Origin of the sequence: Hartmannibacter diazotrophicus (assembly GCF_900231165.1) — a bacterium.
Taxonomy (GTDB): Bacteria; Pseudomonadota; Alphaproteobacteria; order Rhizobiales; family Pleomorphomonadaceae; genus Hartmannibacter; species Hartmannibacter diazotrophicus.
In genome coordinates this window covers 2792307-2809453 of record NZ_LT960614.1, presented here as the reverse complement: position 1 = coordinate 2809453, position 17147 = coordinate 2792307, and the positions used below count along the sequence as shown (strand labels likewise).

General features: G+C 62.4%; 16 protein-coding genes. 9 read left to right on the top strand and 7 right to left on the bottom strand.

Features of this window, described 5'->3' with window-relative positions; translation table 11 throughout:
- Positions 1-5 precede the first annotated feature (5 nt).
- Positions 6-548 (bottom strand): VOC family protein, encoded by a 543-nt coding sequence (locus HDIA_RS13210; RefSeq protein WP_099556591.1) that lies wholly within the window; start codon positions 546-548, stop codon positions 6-8.
- A gap of 187 nt (positions 549-735) precedes the next feature.
- On the opposite strand from HDIA_RS13210, the gene HDIA_RS13205 reads away from it, so the two are divergent.
- Positions 736-1515 carry a DUF2459 domain-containing protein gene (locus tag HDIA_RS13205; protein WP_099556590.1) on the top strand — a complete coding sequence of 260 codons (780 nt, stop codon included), beginning with the start codon at positions 736-738 and terminating at the stop codon, positions 1513-1515.
- Between the two features lie 105 nt (positions 1516-1620).
- On the top strand, positions 1621-3444 hold the full coding sequence (locus tag HDIA_RS13200) for a methanol/ethanol family PQQ-dependent dehydrogenase (RefSeq protein ID WP_099556589.1): 1824 nt from the start codon (positions 1621-1623) through the stop codon (positions 3442-3444).
- A 371-nt stretch (positions 3445-3815) separates the two neighbouring features.
- Here HDIA_RS13200 and recG read toward each other — a convergent pair whose 3' ends face one another.
- From recG to HDIA_RS13180, 4 genes are all read right to left on the bottom strand, one after another.
- Entirely contained in the window at positions 3816-5930 is a 2115-nt protein-coding gene (gene recG, locus HDIA_RS13195) for an ATP-dependent DNA helicase RecG (RefSeq protein ID WP_099558883.1), read from the bottom strand.
- 136 nt (positions 5931-6066) lie between these two features.
- Positions 6067-6330, bottom strand: a complete 264-nt coding sequence (locus tag HDIA_RS13190; RefSeq protein ID WP_157775603.1) for a hypothetical protein — start codon at positions 6328-6330, stop codon at positions 6067-6069.
- 400 nt (positions 6331-6730) lie between these two features.
- Complete coding sequence (locus HDIA_RS13185; protein WP_099556587.1) at positions 6731-9166, bottom strand: glycogen/starch/alpha-glucan phosphorylase; 2436 nt, start codon at positions 9164-9166, stop codon at positions 6731-6733.
- A 297-nt stretch (positions 9167-9463) separates the two neighbouring features.
- The gene (locus HDIA_RS13180; RefSeq protein ID WP_099556586.1) at positions 9464-10231 is read right to left on the bottom strand and encodes a Crp/Fnr family transcriptional regulator; all 768 of its coding nucleotides are present in this window, start codon (positions 10229-10231) and stop codon (positions 9464-9466) included.
- Between the two features lie 102 nt (positions 10232-10333).
- Here HDIA_RS13180 and HDIA_RS13175 point away from each other — a divergent pair, with 102 nt between their 5' ends.
- Positions 10334-10705 carry a response regulator gene (locus HDIA_RS13175; protein ID WP_099556585.1) on the top strand — a complete coding sequence of 124 codons (372 nt, stop codon included), beginning with the start codon at positions 10334-10336 and terminating at the stop codon, positions 10703-10705.
- A 6-nt stretch (positions 10706-10711) separates the two neighbouring features.
- Here the strand turns inward: HDIA_RS13175 and HDIA_RS13170 are convergent, their stop codons facing one another.
- Both HDIA_RS13170 and HDIA_RS13165 read right to left on the bottom strand, forming a co-directional pair.
- Entirely contained in the window at positions 10712-11275 is a 564-nt protein-coding gene (locus tag HDIA_RS13170) for a sigma-70 family RNA polymerase sigma factor (RefSeq protein WP_099556584.1), read from the bottom strand.
- Positions 11272-11487, bottom strand: a complete 216-nt coding sequence (locus tag HDIA_RS13165; protein ID WP_099556583.1) for a NepR family anti-sigma factor — start codon at positions 11485-11487, stop codon at positions 11272-11274. Before HDIA_RS13165 ends, HDIA_RS13170 begins: the two co-directional genes overlap by 4 nt.
- A 165-nt stretch (positions 11488-11652) precedes the next feature.
- Between HDIA_RS13165 and HDIA_RS13160 the strand changes: the two genes are divergently transcribed.
- From HDIA_RS13160 to HDIA_RS13140, 6 genes are all read left to right on the top strand, one after another.
- A complete protein-coding gene (locus tag HDIA_RS13160; RefSeq protein WP_099556582.1) occupies positions 11653-12447 on the top strand; it encodes a response regulator in 795 nt (264 codons plus the stop codon).
- A gap of 167 nt (positions 12448-12614) precedes the next feature.
- The gene (locus tag HDIA_RS13155) at positions 12615-13547 is read left to right on the top strand and encodes a sensor histidine kinase (protein WP_157775600.1); all 933 of its coding nucleotides are present in this window, start codon (positions 12615-12617) and stop codon (positions 13545-13547) included.
- 191 nt (positions 13548-13738) lie between these two features.
- Positions 13739-13885: a hypothetical protein gene (locus HDIA_RS25665; RefSeq protein ID WP_173796228.1), complete on the top strand. Its 147-nt coding sequence runs from the start codon at positions 13739-13741 to the stop codon at positions 13883-13885.
- On the top strand, positions 13885-15057 hold the full coding sequence (locus HDIA_RS13150; protein ID WP_099556580.1) for an AI-2E family transporter: 1173 nt from the start codon (positions 13885-13887) through the stop codon (positions 15055-15057). Before HDIA_RS25665 ends, HDIA_RS13150 begins: the two co-directional genes overlap by 1 nt.
- A gap of 67 nt (positions 15058-15124) precedes the next feature.
- Positions 15125-16702 carry a sensor histidine kinase gene (locus HDIA_RS13145; RefSeq protein ID WP_162292642.1) on the top strand — a complete coding sequence of 526 codons (1578 nt, stop codon included), beginning with the start codon at positions 15125-15127 and terminating at the stop codon, positions 16700-16702.
- Positions 16703-16731: 29 nt separating this feature from the next.
- Positions 16732-17145, top strand: a complete 414-nt coding sequence (locus HDIA_RS13140) for a response regulator (RefSeq protein ID WP_099558882.1) — start codon at positions 16732-16734, stop codon at positions 17143-17145.
- The last annotated feature ends 2 nt before the right edge of the window (positions 17146-17147 follow it).

The following is a 17147-nucleotide window of genomic DNA, read 5'->3' as shown; positions in this document are numbered from 1 at the left end:
CTGGATCAGCGCTTTGGCAGCTGCCGCATGGCTGCGGCGGCCGGGGAGCCGTTCCATTCGGGATGGCCGGCCGTTGCCTCCTTCATTGCCTTCATCCAGCGACGAAGCGCGAAAGGCGAGGGCAGGCGCGGCGTATGCGCCAGTTCCCAGTGGATGCCGTTGATCGGATCATCGAAAAAGACCGCGTAATAGCCGGGTGCGTAGACCGCATATTCCCGAGGCGGATCGGTGACGTCGAGGCCGTTCTTCAGCAGAAAATCCGAATAAAAGTCGTCGACCTCGCGCCGGCTTCTGGCCCAGAGCGCGATATGGTGGATGCCGACCGAGCGATCCTCGTGCCGCAGTTTTTCGCCACTTTTCGCCGGCTGGATGCCGATATAGCTGTGCGGGACCGGAAAACGGGCCATGTAGTAGGTCGAATGGTAGCCGATATCGAGCGTCCAGAAACTCTTGTAGCCGAGCCAGCCGAACATCCTGTCGTAGAAGGCGACCGACGCCTCATAGTCGAGGACTGAAAATTCGACGTGGTGGACACCGCGCCAGCGCATTGTTGTCTCCCTATGGTCTGCTGAGTGGGGGTGGTCGCCGGGCTCGCCGGCTGGCGGGAGACTTGACCTTTCGACGCGCGGTTGCAAGGCAGGATTCCATGACCGGAGACGGCGCGGACCATCGTCCCACTTTCTTCACCGAATCGCTGTCTGATCGGCATCGGGCGCATTCGGTGAGGCAACGACAGTGGCGAAAGCGGCGACGAAGCGGAAACCCGGCACGCGGAAGAAAAGGACGAAGGCGCGGCCTTTCACCGGGCTGAAGCGTGTCGCCATTGTTCTCGCGGCTTTTGTCGCTGTCTTCGCCGGGGCGATCTGGTGGACGGCGCGGCCTGGCAGTCCGTTGCTCTACCCGCCACGTGCGGGGGCGGCGACGATCGAGGTGGCCATCGCCAATCATGGCTGGCACGCGGGGTTGATCGTGCCGACGGACCGGCTGCGGCAGGTCGCCTATCAGGATAATCTTTCGGCCCTCATCGACATCTCGGAGCGTTTTTTGCCGCATCGCTATCTCGAGATCGGCTGGGGCGACGAGGATTTCTACCGCAACACGCCGGTCCTCTCCCTTTCAGCAATCCCGACTGCGGTCGGCGCCCTGATCGGCGGCGAGCGCTCGACCGTCTTCCATCTTGTCGGTCTCGACAACGAGCCGCGCCGGGCCTTTGCGCGCGCCGACGTCGAGGAGATCGCACTTTCGGAGCCGGGTTTTCGCGTGCTCGCGGCGCGGCTCAACGAGGCTTTCGCGAGGAATACATCCGGAGCACCGGTCGATCTCGGCAAGGGGCTTTATGGCGACAGCGCCTTCTACAGGGCGATGGGGACCTACAGCCTTCTCGACACCTGCAACCACTTCACCGGGCGGCTGCTGAATGCGGCCGGCATGGCAGTCTGGCCGGTGTTCGACACGATTTCCGCCGGGCTGATGTGGGACATTCGCTGGCATGAAGGCGGCAAGCGGGCCGGCTGACGGCGGGTGGCGATATTGATCGGAAGGCGGACAGACTGTCGGGTCGCCTTCCTGGGCAAGGTTTGCTAGACCGGCCTGATCTTGCCCATTGCCGGATCGACGCCCATGCTCCAGCGCCTCATCGCCCTCGTCCTTTTCGTTCTGTCCCTGCCTGCCGTCACCCATGCGGCGGAGCCGAGCCTCCAGACGCTGATCGACGATCTCGGCCAGTGGCCGATCCAGACGGGCGACTACGCCAACACGCGTTATTCGGAACTCGACCAGATCAACGCGGGCAACGTCGGCCGGCTGAAGGTGGCATGGACCTTCTCGACGGGGGTGCTGCGCGGGCATGAGGGCGGACCGCTGATCGTCGGCGACGTCATGTATGTCCACACGCCCTTTCCCAACATCGTCTATGCGCTCGACCTCAACGACGACGGCGCGATCCTCTGGAAATACGAACCGAAACAGGACACCCAGGCGATCGAGGTGATGTGCTGCGACACGGTCTACCGCGGCCTTGCCTATGACGACGGCATGGTCTTCCTGCATCAGGCGGACACGACCGTCGTGGCGCTCGACGCGAAGACCGGCGCGGTGAAGTGGTCGGTCAAGAATGGCGATCCGTCCAAGGGCGAGACCAACACGGCGACCGTTTTGCCGGCCAAGGGCAAGCTCATCGTCGGCCATGCGGGCGGCGAATTCGGCGCGCGCTGCCATCTCACTGCCTATGACGAGAAGACGGGCAAGCTGCTCTGGCGCGCCTATGCCACCGGGCCCGACGAGGACATGCTGATCGATCCGGAGAAGACGACCGAACTCGGCAGGCCGGTCGGCAAGGACTCCAGCCTTTCGACATGGGAAGGCGACCAGTGGCAGATCGGCGGGGCCTGCGCCTGGGGCTGGTTCTCCTACGATCCGGACCTCAACCTCGTCTACTACGGCAGCGGCAACCCCTCGACCTGGAACCCCGTGCAGCGGCCCGGCGACAACCGATGGTCCGACAGCATCATCGCCCGCGATCTCGACACCGGCGTTGCGCGCTGGGTCTACCAGATGACGCCGCATGACGAGTGGGACTACGACGGGGTCAACGAGATGGTGCTGACGACCCAGGTCATCGACGGCAAGCCGCGCAAGGTGCTGACCCATTTCGACCGCAACGGCTTCGGTTACACGCTAGATCGCGAGACCGGCGAACTGCTGGTCGCCGAAAAGTTCGATCCAGCCGTCAACTGGGCCAAGGGCATCGACATGGATCCGGCGAGCGAGAGTTACGGTCGGCCGATCCGCGATCCCGATTATTCGACCGACCAGGACGGGACGGGCGAGGACATGGAGACAAGCGGCATCTGCCCCGGCGCTCTCGGTTCCAAGAACGAGCAGCCCTCTGCCTATTCGCCGAAGACCAATCTCTTCTATGTGCCGACCAACCATGTCTGCATGGACTATGAACCCTTCCGGGTGAAATACGCCGTCGGTCAGGCCTATGTCGGCGCGACGCTGAGGCTTTATCCGGCGCCGGTGGGAGAGGGCTTCGACGAAGAGAACATCATGGGTTCCCTCACCGCCTGGGATGGAGCGAGCGGCAAGATCGTCTGGGCGCTTCCCGAGCGCTTCTCCGTCTGGTCGGGCGTTCTGGCAACGGCGGGCGATGTCGTTTTCTACGGCACGCTGGAGGGCTACCTGAAAGCGGTCGACGCGACGACCGGCAAGGAGCTTTTCACGTTCAAGACGGCCTCGGGTATCGTCGGCAACGTGACGACATACATGCACGGTGGCAAGCAGTATGTCGCCGTGCTCTCCGGCATCGGCGGCTGGGCCGGTATCGGCCTTGCGGCGGGTCTCACCGACCCGGCGGATGGCTCCGGTGCTGTCGGGGCCTATGAGAGCCTTGCGAAATACACCGCGACCGGCGGCGTGCTGACGGTGTTCGAACTGCCGTAGGCCGAATTGGAGATTGGATAAATAGCGACTTGAGAGCGGCTGCGCAGCAGGTGGCAAATGTTGCGTTGAGGAGTATCCATCAACCGAAAGCTGCTAGCCCATGTAAGTAATGTTGGTGTCTCGATGGATCGCATCGACGCTGTCGGTGGGCTTGGGAAGTCGTGATTTTCTTCCGAGTAGTTCCGGGAGAATCAAAATGTAAAGACCTCCCCCAATCAAGACGACTCCAAGGATGACACCAATCAGAACTGCTTCCCATGTCGGCATATCGGCTCTCACTTGCGTATCGTGGCTGAAAGACGCGACTTTTTCAGTATGCCACAATCATTGGGTGCATAACAGGCACCCAGTCGCAGTCCGTATCGACTTGGTTATCCGGCCCTCAGCAATCTCACCGCTTCGTCGCGTCCGAAGAGATAGAGCAGCACGCGCAGCGCCTGACCCCGGTCCGACTTTAGGTCCGGGTCGTTCCTGAGGAAGAGTGCGGCGTCGTCGCGCGCCAGTTCGACGAGTTCGTTATGGACTTCCGGCCGGGCGATGCTGAAGCCCGGCATGCCGCTCTGACGCGTGCCGAGCAACTCACCGCCACCACGTAGCTTCAGATCTTCCTCGGCGATGCGGAAACCGTCCTCGGTCTCGCGCATGACATTGAGGCGAGCCTTGGCTGTCTCGCCGAGCGGTCCCTTGAAGAGCAACAGGCAGGTCGAGGGCTTGTCGCCGCGCCCGACGCGGCCGCGAAGCTGGTGAAGCTGGGCGAGGCCGAAGCGTTCGGCATGCTCGATGACGATGATCGTTGCGTCCGGCACGTCGACGCCGACCTCGATCACCGTGGTGGAGACGAGAATGCGCGCATCGCCCGACTGGAAGCGCCGCATGGCCTCGTCCTTCTCCGCCGCCTTCATGCGGCCATGGACGAGTTCGACGGCGGAGCCGTAGAGGTGCGCGAGATCCTCAAAGCGCTCCGTGGCGGCGGCAAGATCGGAGACCTCGCTTTCCTCCACCAATGGGCAGACCCAGTAGACCTTGGCGTCTTCGCTTCTGACCGCCGCGCCAATGCGGTCCACGACCTCGCCGATGCGATCGAGGCTGACGGAGCGGGTGGCGATCGGCTGGCGGCCCGCCGGCTTTTCGTCGAGCCGCGAGACGTCCATGTCGCCGAAATAGCTCAGCAACAGGGTGCGCGGGATCGGGGTCGCGGTCATCACGAGCAGGTCCGTGCCCGCGCCCTTGGCCGAGAGGGCGAGGCGCTGGTGAACGCCGAAGCGGTGCTGTTCGTCGATGATGGCAAGGCCGAGATCGTGAAACGCGACGTCGCTCTGGAAAACCGCATGGGTGCCGACGATGAGGTCGATGTCGCCGCTTGCAAGGTCCTGAAGGATGCGGTCGCGCTCACGGCCCTTGTCGCGTCCGGTCAGCACCGCAAGGCGGATGCCTGCCGCCTCGCAAAGCGGGGCCATGGAGCGGGCATGCTGGCGGGCCAGCAGTTCCGTCGGCGCCATGAAGGCGGCCTGACCGCCGGTCTCGATCACGGTGGCGGCGGCAAAGAGGCCAACCAGCGTCTTGCCCGAGCCGACGTCGCCCTGGACGAGGCGGATCATGCGTTCCGGCTGGGCGAGATCGGCGTTGATTTCGTCGATGGAACGGTTCTGGGCACCGGTGAGGGCGAAGGGCAGGGCGGCCCTTATCTTCCCGGCGAGGAGGCCACTGGCGACACGCGGGCGGCCGGTCGACTTGCGCAGCGACGCGCGCACGAGAGCGAGTGCTAACTGTCCTGCCAGCAGTTCGTCATAGGCAAGGCGCGACCAGGCGGGGCCTTCCGGAGCGACATCGGGCGCATCGTCCGGATCGTGCAAGCTGTGCAGCGCCTCGGCAAAGGACGGCCAGTGCTGGCGATCCCGGATACCGGCATCGAGCCATTCCGGCAGGTCCGGCACCTGGCCAAGCGCCGACTCGATCGCCTTCCTCAACTGCTTCAGGCCGATGCCCTCTGTCAGCGGATAGACAGGCTCCAGCAGCGGCAGGCTGGCGAGATCGTCCTCGGCGACCACATGATCGGGATGCACCATCTGCGGCGCGCCGTTGAACCACTCCATCGTGCCGCTGATCCATCGGATCTCGCCGATGGGGAACAGCTTCTCAAGCCAGTTTGCCTGTGCATGGAAATAGACGAGAGCCATCTCGCCCGACTCGTCGTGGACGTAGACGCGCGTCGGCGTGCGCTTGCCATAGGAATTGCCGGGCTTGATGCGGTCGACGCGCACCGTGAGGGTCGTCATTACGCCATCCGGTGTGGTCGCGATCTGGCCGCGGCGACGGCGATCGATGATGCTTGTCGGCAGATGGAAGAGGAGGTCGGCGACGACCGCCTCGCGGGCGGTTTCTCCGGTGGGCCCGACGAGCTTGGCCAGACGCGGCGCCGCGCGCGGTCCAATGCCGGCGAGCGTTTCCAGCGGCCTGAAGAGCGGATCGAGAATCGTCGGACGCATACGAACAGGATAGAGCCCCGAACGCATGAACGGGGCAAGAAGGAAAAGCAGGGCCAAGAATCAATCAAGGCCGCATCCTTGCGGAAGCGGCCTCGACGAAGATCATTGGACTATCCGTCCTGGACGGATTGCGTCCTCAGCGGCGGTTCTTGCGAAGCGCGTAGGCCATCAGGCCGCCGGCGATCGGCAGGCCGAGAGCGGCCACCGGAAGCGGGGCGCCGTTCGGGCCGGTTTCACCGATCGGGGAGTAGAAGAAGCAGGCCGGTCCTCGCGGATCGTCGAAGAAGCAGTTGAACACCCCGTTCACGAGCTTGTCGATGTTGACTTCAATCGCATAGCTCGGTGCAGTCGTAAGCCCCAAAATTGCCGCTGCTGCTGCGGCCATAAGGATCTTTCGCATAAAAAAACCTCCTAAAAATGCATTACGCGAACTATTGGGAAATTAGCAAACAAGAGATTAACCGGCAATAGGGCCGTTAATTCATCATTAAAGCGTCAAGAGAATAATACAACTATTAGTATGCATCAAAGACAAATTTCGCGTCTTTATATGAGCTATTGGCTGTTCGACGGCTGATTGTCCATGAAGGGCGTCTCAAACCCGGCTTTTAGTTATCTGCGAAAGGACTGACGGCAAAAACTCCAGCAGGAGTTTTTGCCGATCCTCCGCCGCGCGGCGAGCGCGATTCCCGCGACGCCCTTGCCGTTGTTGAAAAAAAGCTGCGCCGGCGGTGATTCCCACCGCCGGCGCAGCCATTCGTTAGAAGTCCGATTCGCCTGTCGCAAAGCCGGGTGGGCTCTCAGACGGATGGCACGTTCCAGATGTCGGCCGCATAGCCGCGAATCGTGCGGTCGGACGAGAACCAGCCGACATTGGCGGTGTTGAGGATCGCCCGTTCCGTCCAGCGGGACGTGTCGCGGAAGCCGTGGTCGACATCGCGCTGGCGCTGGAAATAGGACTGGAAGTCCGCCGTCACCAGGAAATAGTCGCTGTTGTAGAGGATGTCGGTCAGGTCGTGGTAGCGGGACGGATCGTCCGGCGAGAAATCGCCCTCGGCGATGGCGCGCAGCACGTCGGAGAGAACCGGATCGCCCTCGATCGTCGCGCGCGAGTCGTAGCCCTTGACCCGGATTTCCGCGACGTCTTCCGATGTCAGGCCAAAGATGTAGATGTTTTCCGGGCCGACGCGCTCGCCGATTTCGACATTGGCGCCGTCGAGCGTGCCGATCGTGAGCGCGCCGTTGAGCGCCAGCTTCATGTTGCCGGTGCCCGATGCCTCCATGCCGGCCGTCGAAATCTGCTCGGACAGATCGGCGGCCGGGATGATCACCTCGGCCAGGGAGACGTTGTAGTTCGGCAGGAAAGCGACCTTCAGCCGGTCGCCGACGACGGGATCGGAGTTGACGATCTTGGCGACGTCGTTGGCGAGCTTGATGATCTGCTTGGCCACATGATAGCCGGGCGCGGCCTTGCCGCCGAAGATCTTGACGCGTGGCGTCCAGTCGTTGGCGGGCGAACGGCGGATCGCCTGATAGAGCGCGATCGTCTCCAGGATGTTGAGGAACTGGCGCTTGTATTCGTGAATGCGCTTGATTTGCACGTCGAAGAGCGCGGTCGGATCGACCCTCAGGCCGAGCTTCTTCTCGATCACGCCGGCGAGGCGGATCTTGTTGGCATGCTTGGCGGCGGCGAACTTCTCCTTGAAGGAGGCATCGGTCGCAAAGGCGGCGGCCGCGTCGATCTTTTCGAGGTTGGCGATCCAGTCGGTGCCGATCGTCTCCATCAGGAGCTTGCGCAGCGGCGGATTGCATTCATAGAGCCAGCGGCGCGGGGTGATGCCGTTGGTCTCGTTGACGATGCGATCCGGATAGAGGCGGTGGAACTCGGCGAAGACGGTCTGCTTCATGAGTTCGGTGTGAAGGGCGGAGACGCCGTTCACCTTCTTCGACCCGATGAAGGCGAGGTTGCCCATCCGGACCTCGGAGCCGTGGCCGATGATGCGCACATCCTCCAGCGAAACGGCGAGATTGCGGGACTGGACCTCGGCGAGGTGATGGAAGTCGATCCACTCAATGATCTGCATGTGGCGCGGCAGCACCTTGCGGAAGAGGCCGACGTGCCAGCGCTCGAGGGCTTCCGGCAGCAGGGTGTGGTTGGTGTAGGAGAGGGTCTTCTGGACGATGTCGAAGGCATCGACGAAGGACAGGCGATGCTCGTCGGTCAGAAGGCGCATCAGTTCGGCCACCGCGATCGCCGGGTGGGTGTCGTTCATCTGGATCGAGACGAAATCCGGCAGGTGGCGGATATCGTCATGTTCGGTGAGATAGCGGCGGATGAGATCCTGCAGCGAGGCCGAGGTGAAGAAATACTCCTGCTTCAGCCGCAGTTCCTTGCCTTCCGGCGTGGTGTCGTCCGGGTAGAGCACGCGCGAAATGGTCTCGGCGCGGATCATCTTCTCGGCGGCGTTGAGGTAGTCGCCGCTGTTGAAACGCCGCAGGTCGAGGATTTCCGTCGGACGCGAGGACCACAGACGCAGCGTGTTGACGTGCTTGCCCTGCCAGCCGGTGATCGGCGTATCGTAGGCCATGGCAAAGACCGTCTCTTCGGCATGCCATTTCGTGTTGCCCTGGCCGTCGAAGGAAATGTGTCCGCCGAACTTGATGGTGTAGCGGGCTTCCAGGCGCTCGAATTCCCAGACGTGGCCCGAGACCAGCCAGTCCTCGGCTTCCTCGATCTGCCAGCCGTCGTGGAAGCGCTGGCGGAAAAGGCCGTGCTCGTAGCGGATGCCGTAGCCGAAGGCGGGGATTTCGAGCCGTGACATGGAATCGAGGAAACAGGCGGCGAGGCGTCCGAGGCCGCCGTTGCCGAGCGCCGCGTCGCTTTCCTGATCCAGCAGATCGCGCAGCTCAAGGCCATAGGTGCTGAGCGCTTCCTGCACGGCCGGTTCGATCTGGAGATTGGCGATCGCGTCGTTGAAGAGCCGGCCGATCAGAAACTCCATCGAGAGATAGTAGACGCGCTTCTTCTTTTCCTCGTGCGAGCGGTGCGAGGCGCGGAACCAATGATCGACGACATGGTCGCGGACAACGAGGCCGAGGGCGGTGGACCAATCCTGCAGAGTGGCGTGTTCGGGGTCCTTGCCGACCGAATAGACCAGCTTGTCGATCATGCCCGCGCGGATGGCCTCGGCCGTCGTTCCACGGTCGTCCCAGTTCTTCATTGCGTTGGTATCCATCAATGTCCCCCGATCGGCCCGCCGCATGTCCCCGGTACGAAGGATGCAGAGTCGGTGCTCTTGACGTTGTCACAGACGCCTAGCTAGCGCTGCATCGGAGCCCAAGTCCAGCGTGTTCGTTTTGCGCAAATGCCTCAAGACGGGCACGATGAAAAAATGTGCCCCGAAATCCACATCCCCATGCGTTATCGACATGACTCAGATTTCAGAATTGCGTGAAATGCATAAATGAACGCTGATCGGCGTTGGACGCCGCCGCGACTGGACGCGAGAGATCGATCGGATTTTCGACAGAGCCTAGAGGAATGGGCGGCCGAATTCCTCCGGCAGTTCCCAACCGGCAACCTCGGCGAGGGTTGTGACATTGCGCACCTCGCAGCCCCGGTCGAGCCAGCGGATGAGGTTGCGATCGGCCAGCTTGCGCAAGGTCTTGTTGGTGTGGACGACCGACAGGCCGAGCGTGTCGGCGACGTGGACCTGGGTGATGGGAAGATGCACCGGGTCGCCGTTCTTGGTCTTCGACTGGCCGGTCACGCGAGAGCGTTCGGCAAGGGCGGCAAGCAGATAGGCGGAGCGCTCCAGGGCGGAGCGCCGGCCGATGCTGAGGAGATGCTCGTCGAGAATTCGTTCCTCGCGCGCCGCGATCCATGTGACGTCATAGGCGAGTGCCGGATGATTGCGGAAGAGCTCGTCGATCCGGTCGCGCTCGAAAACGCAGAGCGTCATCGGCGTCAGTGCCTCGACGGAATGCTGCATTTCGCCAAGAAGGCTGCCCTGCAGGCCGACGAGACTGCCCGGAAGCACGTAGTTGAGAATCTGGCGCCGGCCGTCGTCCAGAACCTTGTGCCGAAAGCCCCAACCTTCAAGCACGGTGAAGAGATGGGCGCTGTGCGCGCCCTCGACCAGGATCGTCGCTCCGGCATTGGCGGTGAATTCGCCGACCTTGAAGTGCGAGATGAAGGACAGCTGGTCGGGCGTGAACGGGCGAAACCCTTCCAGGGCGTGCAGGGGGCAATCGGTGCAGGATGTGCGGATCGTGCAGTGATTTCCATTCACGACGGTCATTTTCCATTCCCCATGCCCATAAAGAACGACAGGCATGTCATTGTTAAATGACAATGCCGGTCGAGAAGGCGTGTTTATGCTGTTTCGGTGGAAGGTCCCCTCATGCGAAGCAGCCCGTTCCGGTGTCTCGTCGCGGACGACGATTATCTGGTCGCCCTCGAGGCGCAGTATATTCTCGATCAGCTTCTGACGTGCTCGGTCGAGATCCGTCCGCTCGATACACTTCTGTCGGCCTGCGTCCGCTCGTTCGATCTCATTCTCGTGGGATTGGGGCTGACGGCAGGGACAGTTCTGGAGGCGATCGAGCAACTGATTGCCGACAATCACACCGTCATCATCGCCACGACCTTCGGAGAGTGGCCGAGCGGCACCGCGATCATCGGCGACGTGCCGGTGATCGGGCGACCTTACGAAATGGAAGAAATGCGGGGGGCGATCGAGGACGCGGTGAGGCGACGCCTGAAACCGGGCTGAGGGCGGTCAGCCTATCGCTCCTGTCAGGGTGATGGCAGCCGTATAGGCATCCGGCCCGTAGTCGCTTTCCGCCTCGATGCCGAGGCGTTCCTGCAGACGGGTGCGGGCCCGGTTGATGCGGCTCTTGATCGTGCCGACAGCGCAGCCGCAGATTTCAGCTGTTTCTTCATAGGAAAAGCCGGAGGCGCCGACGAGGAGCAGGGCCTCGCGCTGATCCTCAGGAAGCTCGGCAAGAGCCGTGCGGAAGTCGTCGAGGTCGAGCGAGCCGTGCTGGGCGGGGTGAACGGCCAGGCGCTCCGTGAAGACTCCGTCGCTGTCCTGCACCTCGCGTCCGCGCTTGCGCATCTTGCTGTAGAAGTCGTTGCGCAGGATGGTGATGAGCCACGCCTTCATGTTGGTGCCGAGCGTGAAGCTCGCCTGCTTGTCCCAGGCTTTCAGGATCGTGTCCTGAACGAGGTCGTCGGCCCGGTCATAGCTGCCGGCCAGAGAGACGGCGAAGGCGCGGATGCCGGGGATGGCCGCAAGCAGTTCGCGCTTGAAGGCGTGGGGATCGCTGACAGTTTCACTCATTTCTGCCGCTCCCTGTCTGCGAGACGTTCGGCCGCGTCGAGTTTGTCGAGGAGATCGAGAAAGCGGTCGGGTACGCCCTCGTCCTGAACGGTCTGGTAAAGTTCGCGCAGCTTGCGCGAAATTGCCCCGTTGGTCTCGGCCGAACCGGGGGCATCCTTTGGCCTTGCTTCCGAGCCGGCGACTTGCCCGGCTGCCTGCGAAGTGTCTGTCATTGATCCAAACCTGCTTGCCATGAAATCAAAGTCTCCGGCCTGAAATGCGCCAGCGCAAAAAAAGTTCGGAGGGGGTGCAACTTTTTTTGCGCTGGCGCATTTTCCCCTCGGATTTCTGTTTCCGGCGCATCTTCCGTGCGCCTTTCCGAAAGGTGAGGGTATCGAATGTCGTTGTCCGCCAGAATTGTAACGCATCTGCCGTTGCTGCGGCGCTTTGCTCGCGCGGTAACCGGGTCCCAGACGTCGGGCGACGCCCATGTGGCGGCAATGCTGGAGGCACTCATCGCGGACGTGTCGATCTTTCCGGCATCGTCCAACGACCGGATCGCCGTCTACAAGCTCTTCTGCAAGATCTTCGGCTCCGCCGCGATCGAGGTCGATCCGAGCGCCTCGCCCTATGCCTGGGAGCGCAGGGCGGTCGCCAACCTGGCCCAGCTTTCCAGCCGCAGCCGCCAGGCCTTCCTGCTGATTGCCGTCGAGGGGTTCTCTCCGCTGGAAGCCGCGGAGATCCTGGAAGCGACGGAAGCGGAGTTCGGGCAGCTGCTCGACGCAGCCGCGCATGAAATCTCCCGGCAGGTCTCCACAGACATCATGATCGTCGAGGACGAACCGCTTATCGCCATGGACATCGAGCAGATGGTGCTCGATCTCGGTCATCGGGTGACCGGCATTGCCCGGACCCATGCCGAGGCGACGGAGCTCTTCAAGCGCACGCGCCCCGGCATGATCCTGGCCGACATTCAGTTGGCGGACGGCAGTTCCGGCATCGACGCGATGAACGAAATCCTGGCGGTCGAAAGCCTGCCGGTGATCTTCATCACGGCGTTTCCCGAGCGGCTGCTCACCGGCGAGCGGCCGGAACCGACCTTCCTGGTGACCAAGCCCTTCAACCCCGACATGGTGAAGGCTCTGATCAGTCAGGCTCTCTTCTTCAACGATCAGGCCGCCGCGGCGGCCTGATCAATTCCCGGAACAGGGCATTCTCTTGAGGCTGGGCAGACTTGGGCTGAACTTCTGGTGATCGAGCCGCCGGCTGAATGCGCAAGTAGATACTGGAGTACGGCGACGTGCACCGGCTGACGTGGCATCGCGACAATCTCAGCAAGGACAAGCTGCAGGATTACTTCATGCTGGCGCTGATCGCGTCTGGCGCGAGTGTGATGCTGCAGGACGAATCCCTTGATTTTATTTTCATCTCGAACCTGCCTGACGCCTGGACGATCGCCGCGGGAGACCAGCCAAGCGATCCGTCCATCTTCGGCGAAGACATTGCGTCGCGTCTCAAGGCGCTCAAGCTGACGGTCAGGGACGGGCAGGAGCAGACCGCGTCGATGGAAGCCGAAACGCGGGGCGGGCGCATTTTCGAGTTCCGTGTGCAGGCCCTGAGCACGCCGACCGCAGGCACGCAGACCGTGACGACCATTCGCGAACTCACCGAGGATCGGCGCAAGGAGCGGGCGCTGGCCGATCTCCTGCTCGAAGTCAGTCATCGGTCCAAGAATCTTCTGGCGGTCGTGCACAGCATCGCGGCGCAAACAGCGCGGAACGAGGTCGGGGTCGATAACTTCCTGCGCAAGTTCCGCGGGCGTCTCTATTCGCTGTCCCATTCCCAGGATCTCGTCACCGAGCGCAGTTGGCAGGGGGCGATGTTCTCCGATCTCGTCAACACGCAGGTGATGCAGTATCTGCCCACCAGCCTGGAGGTGGCATCGCTGAGTGGCGACGATGTCCTGCTGAACCCCGTCGCGGCTCTCCACGTCGGCCTGGCGCTGCACGAACTTACGATGAATGCCATCGATCATGGCAACGTCCGTGAGGGCATGCGCCGGATCAGTCTTTCCTCGCAGTTGGTCAAGACGAACGGCCAGTCCCATTTGCAGATCGAGTGGATTGAAATGCCGGTCGAGGACATCGCCGACAACCCTCCCGCGTCCGCGATGGAGGCGTCTCGCTTTGGCAGCGTCGTTCTCAGCAAAGTCGTGCCGGCGTCGGTCAACGGAACAGCCCGTTACGAAGTGAATGCGCTGGGCGTCCGCTACTTTCTGGACATCCCTGTCTGACAGCCCATTCCTCGGCCCGCTCCGCGCGTGACAGCCATCGGCAATCCAGAATACGACCCACTGGCGCTCACATGCGCTCGCCGGATCGGATGATTGTTCATCCGATCGTGGAACCGGTCGGCCGGGCCGGCGTTGATGTCCCATATTCTGAACGGCGGTCATAGACCGCGATGAAAGAGGGGGAGCAAAGCATGAACCGCCAGATCCTGTTGGGTGTTATCGTCTGCTTGGCTCTTGGCATCGGTGCCCTCGGATATCAGGTCTACCGCGATAACAAGCAGCCCGATGGCGTCTCGATTTCCGTCGGGCGCGACGGCGTTTCCATCGAGCAGAACTGATGAACCGACCCGTGACGGCAAAGGCCGACTGGTCGTCGCGCGCGCTTCGGATGCCCGCGCTTCGGCTGGCGCCGCGATCCAACCTCGACGCAGCCTCGGTCTATGCCTCGCGGTTTTCCAATGCGGTCGTCGGGCTGGTGGTCGTGGTCATTGCCCTCAGCCTGGCAAAGATGATCCTGGCGCCGATCTTTCTCGCCATCGTCTTCGGGCTGATGCTCGGTCCGATCGCCGACCGGCTGGAACGGTTTGGCGTTCCGACGTGGTTGTCCGCCCTTGTCGTCGTTCTGCTCCTGATTGGCCTCGTCACGGTCGTCGCCACCGGCTTTGCCGTTCCGTTGTCGGAATGGGTCGACCGGTTGCCCGATGCCTGGACGCGCCTGCAGGTGTATCTCGCCTCGTGGAAGAGCCTTTTCAGCTCCTTGTCGGGGCTGCAGCAGCAGATTCAGGAAATCGTCGGAAGCTCGAAGGTGCTCGCCGTCAAGGTCGAGGACTCCACGGCGGTGACGACGGTTGCCACGGCCGCGCCGGCGATCCTGTCGCAAGCGCTGATCTTCGTCGCCGGCCTCTATTTCTATCTCGCGACGCGCTCGCGGTTCCGCACGGCTGTCCTGTCGCTCTGTTTCTCCCGCCGGGTGCGCTGGCGGGTGGCGCGCATCTTCCGCGATGTCGAGTTTCTCGTCTCGCGCTACCTGCTCTCGATCACGGTGATCAACATCGGCCTCGGCGCCGCGACGGCGGCTGCGATGTGGCTCCTGGGCGTGCCGGCGCCGCTGCTCTGGGGGCTTCTGGCCGGTATCCTGAACTACATCTTCTACCTCGGCCCGGCCGTCATGGCGGTCGTGCTGATCGGGGTCGGCCTTGTCTCGCCCGAGCTTGCCGCGGCGCCGCTGCTGCCGGCGGCCGTCTATCTCGGTCTGCACTTTATCGAGACGCAGTTCGTCACGCCCCATGTCCTCGGCCTGACCATGACGATCAATCCGTTCATGATCTTCCTGTCGATCGTGTTCTGGCTCTGGCTCTGGGGGCCGCTTGGCGGTTTCGTGGCGATTCCCTCGCTGCTGATCCTGCATGTCATCCTGCAGCACTCGCTGCCGCGAAACGGGGAAGGGCGGCCATCGCAGGCCTCTGCAACCGGACAGCAGCTCCAGATCGCTCCAACGGGTCTGCCATGATGCCCCGCAAGCCCTTGAGTTGGCGCGAAGTGCCTGCAATTGTTCGCCTTGCCGGCAGCGACAAGACATGACGGAGGCTGGCGATCCGGACCTCGGCGAGCCGGATGAGAGTGGAACCGAGAATTTGAAAACGATCGACAAGCGTTTCCTGCGTGTGGTGTCGTCGGCAATGCTGGTTGCCGGCGCGGTTCTGACGGCCATTGTCATTGCCACGTTCTACTATACCGACCGGACCCAGAAACTGGCCAAGGACGCCTTTCTGGCTGACGAGATCAGCCGCCAGGTTCAGGTGCTGCTGACAATTCTGGTGGATGCCGAGACGGGCCAGCGGGGCTACCTCCTGACGCGCGAAGCCTCCTATCTGGAACCCTACAAGGACGCCAAGGCGCGCTATCAGTCGGTCTACAAGGCACTTTCCGCCGAAGTGGGCCTCCTGCCCGACGATTCCGGCATTCCCAATGTCGGCGAGCTCAACATCATCGCGGAAAAGAAATTCGGCGAACTCGACAGGACGCTCGATCTTGCTCAATCGGGACGCTTCGACGAGGCAATGTCCGTTCTCAATACCGACGTCGGGCAGAAGCTGATGGAGCGGTCGCGCGACTGGGTGGAACAGTTCCGCGTGCGCGTCGCCACCTTCCATACCGCCAGAGCCTATGCCATGGGGCGGAGCATCGAGGTGCTCATTCTCCTGACGATTTCGGGCGCGATCATGTTGCTGATCCTTCTCAGCGGCTCGCTGATGCTTGTCCTGCGACACACGCGCGAGCTGGAAGGGGCACGACGAGCCGTCGCGGATGCCAATACCGCGCTTGAAACCTTCAACACCGAGCTGGAGCTCCGGGTCGACGAGAAAACGAAGGATCTGCGGCGGGCCAATGACGAGGTCCAGCGCTATGCCTATATCGTCAGCCACGATCTGAGGGCGCCGCTGGTCAACATCATGGGCTTTACCGGCGAGATCGAGACGGCGTCCGGCGTCATCCGCGAGTATATCGAGCGCCATCCGGTCGACACGAGCGATCCGGTCGGCCCCGATCTCCAGCTTGCCATCGATGAGGACCTGCCGGAAGCGATCGGGTTCATCCGGGCGTCGATGACGCGCATGGACAGCCTGATCAACGAGATCCTGAAACTGTCGCGCCTCGGCCGGCGGCAGCTCAAGCCGGAGGCGATCGCCATGGGCGATCTGGTGGGGGAATGCATCCTGACGATCAGTCACCAGCTCAGCGAAATCGGGGCGGAAATCAGGGTCGAGGGCAAGCTGCCGGACGTCATTTCCGACCGGTTGGCCTTGCAGCAGATTTTTGCCAATCTTCTCGACAATGCGCTCAAATACCTCGACGATTCTCGGCCGGGCCAGATCGTCGTCCGTGGCTTTGCCAGGGGGACGCGAGCGTTTTTCGAAGTCGAGGACAATGGGCGCGGCATCTCGCCCGACGACCGGGAGCGGGTCTTCGAACTTTTCCGCCGCTCGGGCGTTCAGAACAAACCGGGCGAAGGGATCGGCCTTGCGCACGTGCGCTCGCTCGTCCGTCGTCTCGGTGGTGATATTTCTCTGGATTCCGACGGGCGTAGCGGTACTAAGTTCAAAATAGAGATTGCACGCCGCCTCCGTCCGGAGACACAGGAGCAGAACGGTTGAACAGGATTCCAACGCCGGTCACCATCGTCATGGTGGAAGACGATGAAGGGCATGCCCGGCTAATCGAGAAGAACATCCGGCGAGCCGGCGTCAACAACGAAATCGTTGCGTTCAAGAACGGCACGGATGCAATGAGCTACCTCTTCGGCCCGGATGGCAGCGGACGCACCATCGTCGGCACGTCCTGTCTGGTGCTGCTCGACCTCAACCTGCCGGATATGACCGGGATCGTGATCCTGGAACGCCTGAAAAGCAACGAGCACACCCGCCGCTCGCCGGTCATCGTGCTGACCACGACCGATGACCAGCGCGAAATCGAACGCTGCTACGATCTCGGCGCCAACGTCTACATCACAAAGCCGCTCAACTACGAGAGTTTCGCCAACGCCATTCGGCAACTCGGCCTGTTCCTCTCCGTGATCAAGTTGCCGGAGGTGGAGTAACC

Bases quoted from the DNA above. Each gene is read 5' to 3' on its own strand.
- HDIA_RS13180 (WP_099556586.1), bottom strand. From the start codon at position 10,231: ATGACCGTCGTGAATGGAAATCACTGCACGATCCGCACATCCTGCACC.
- HDIA_RS25665 (WP_173796228.1), top strand. From the start codon at position 13,739: ATGAACCGCCAGATCCTGTTGGGTGTTATCGTCTGCTTGGCTCTTGGC.
- HDIA_RS13190 (WP_157775603.1), bottom strand. From the start codon at position 6,330: ATGCGAAAGATCCTTATGGCCGCAGCAGCAGCGGCAATTTTGGGGCTT.
- HDIA_RS13170 (WP_099556584.1), bottom strand. From the start codon at position 11,275: ATGAGTGAAACTGTCAGCGATCCCCACGCCTTCAAGCGCGAACTGCTT.
- HDIA_RS13210 (WP_099556591.1), bottom strand. From the start codon at position 548: ATGCGCTGGCGCGGTGTCCACCACGTCGAATTTTCAGTCCTCGACTAT.
- HDIA_RS13200 (WP_099556589.1), top strand. From the start codon at position 1,621: ATGCTCCAGCGCCTCATCGCCCTCGTCCTTTTCGTTCTGTCCCTGCCT.
- HDIA_RS13150 (WP_099556580.1), top strand. From the start codon at position 13,885: ATGAACCGACCCGTGACGGCAAAGGCCGACTGGTCGTCGCGCGCGCTT.
- HDIA_RS13155 (WP_157775600.1), top strand. From the start codon at position 12,615: ATGCTGGCGCTGATCGCGTCTGGCGCGAGTGTGATGCTGCAGGACGAA.
- HDIA_RS13160 (WP_099556582.1), top strand. From the start codon at position 11,653: ATGTCGTTGTCCGCCAGAATTGTAACGCATCTGCCGTTGCTGCGGCGC.
- HDIA_RS13140 (WP_099558882.1), top strand. From the start codon at position 16,732: ATGGTGGAAGACGATGAAGGGCATGCCCGGCTAATCGAGAAGAACATC.
- HDIA_RS13175 (WP_099556585.1), top strand. From the start codon at position 10,334: ATGCGAAGCAGCCCGTTCCGGTGTCTCGTCGCGGACGACGATTATCTG.
- HDIA_RS13185 (WP_099556587.1), bottom strand. From the start codon at position 9,166: ATGGATACCAACGCAATGAAGAACTGGGACGACCGTGGAACGACGGCC.
- HDIA_RS13165 (WP_099556583.1), bottom strand. From the start codon at position 11,487: ATGACAGACACTTCGCAGGCAGCCGGGCAAGTCGCCGGCTCGGAAGCA.
- recG (WP_099558883.1), bottom strand. From the start codon at position 5,930: ATGCGTCCGACGATTCTCGATCCGCTCTTCAGGCCGCTGGAAACGCTC.
- HDIA_RS13145 (WP_162292642.1), top strand. From the start codon at position 15,125: ATGACGGAGGCTGGCGATCCGGACCTCGGCGAGCCGGATGAGAGTGGA.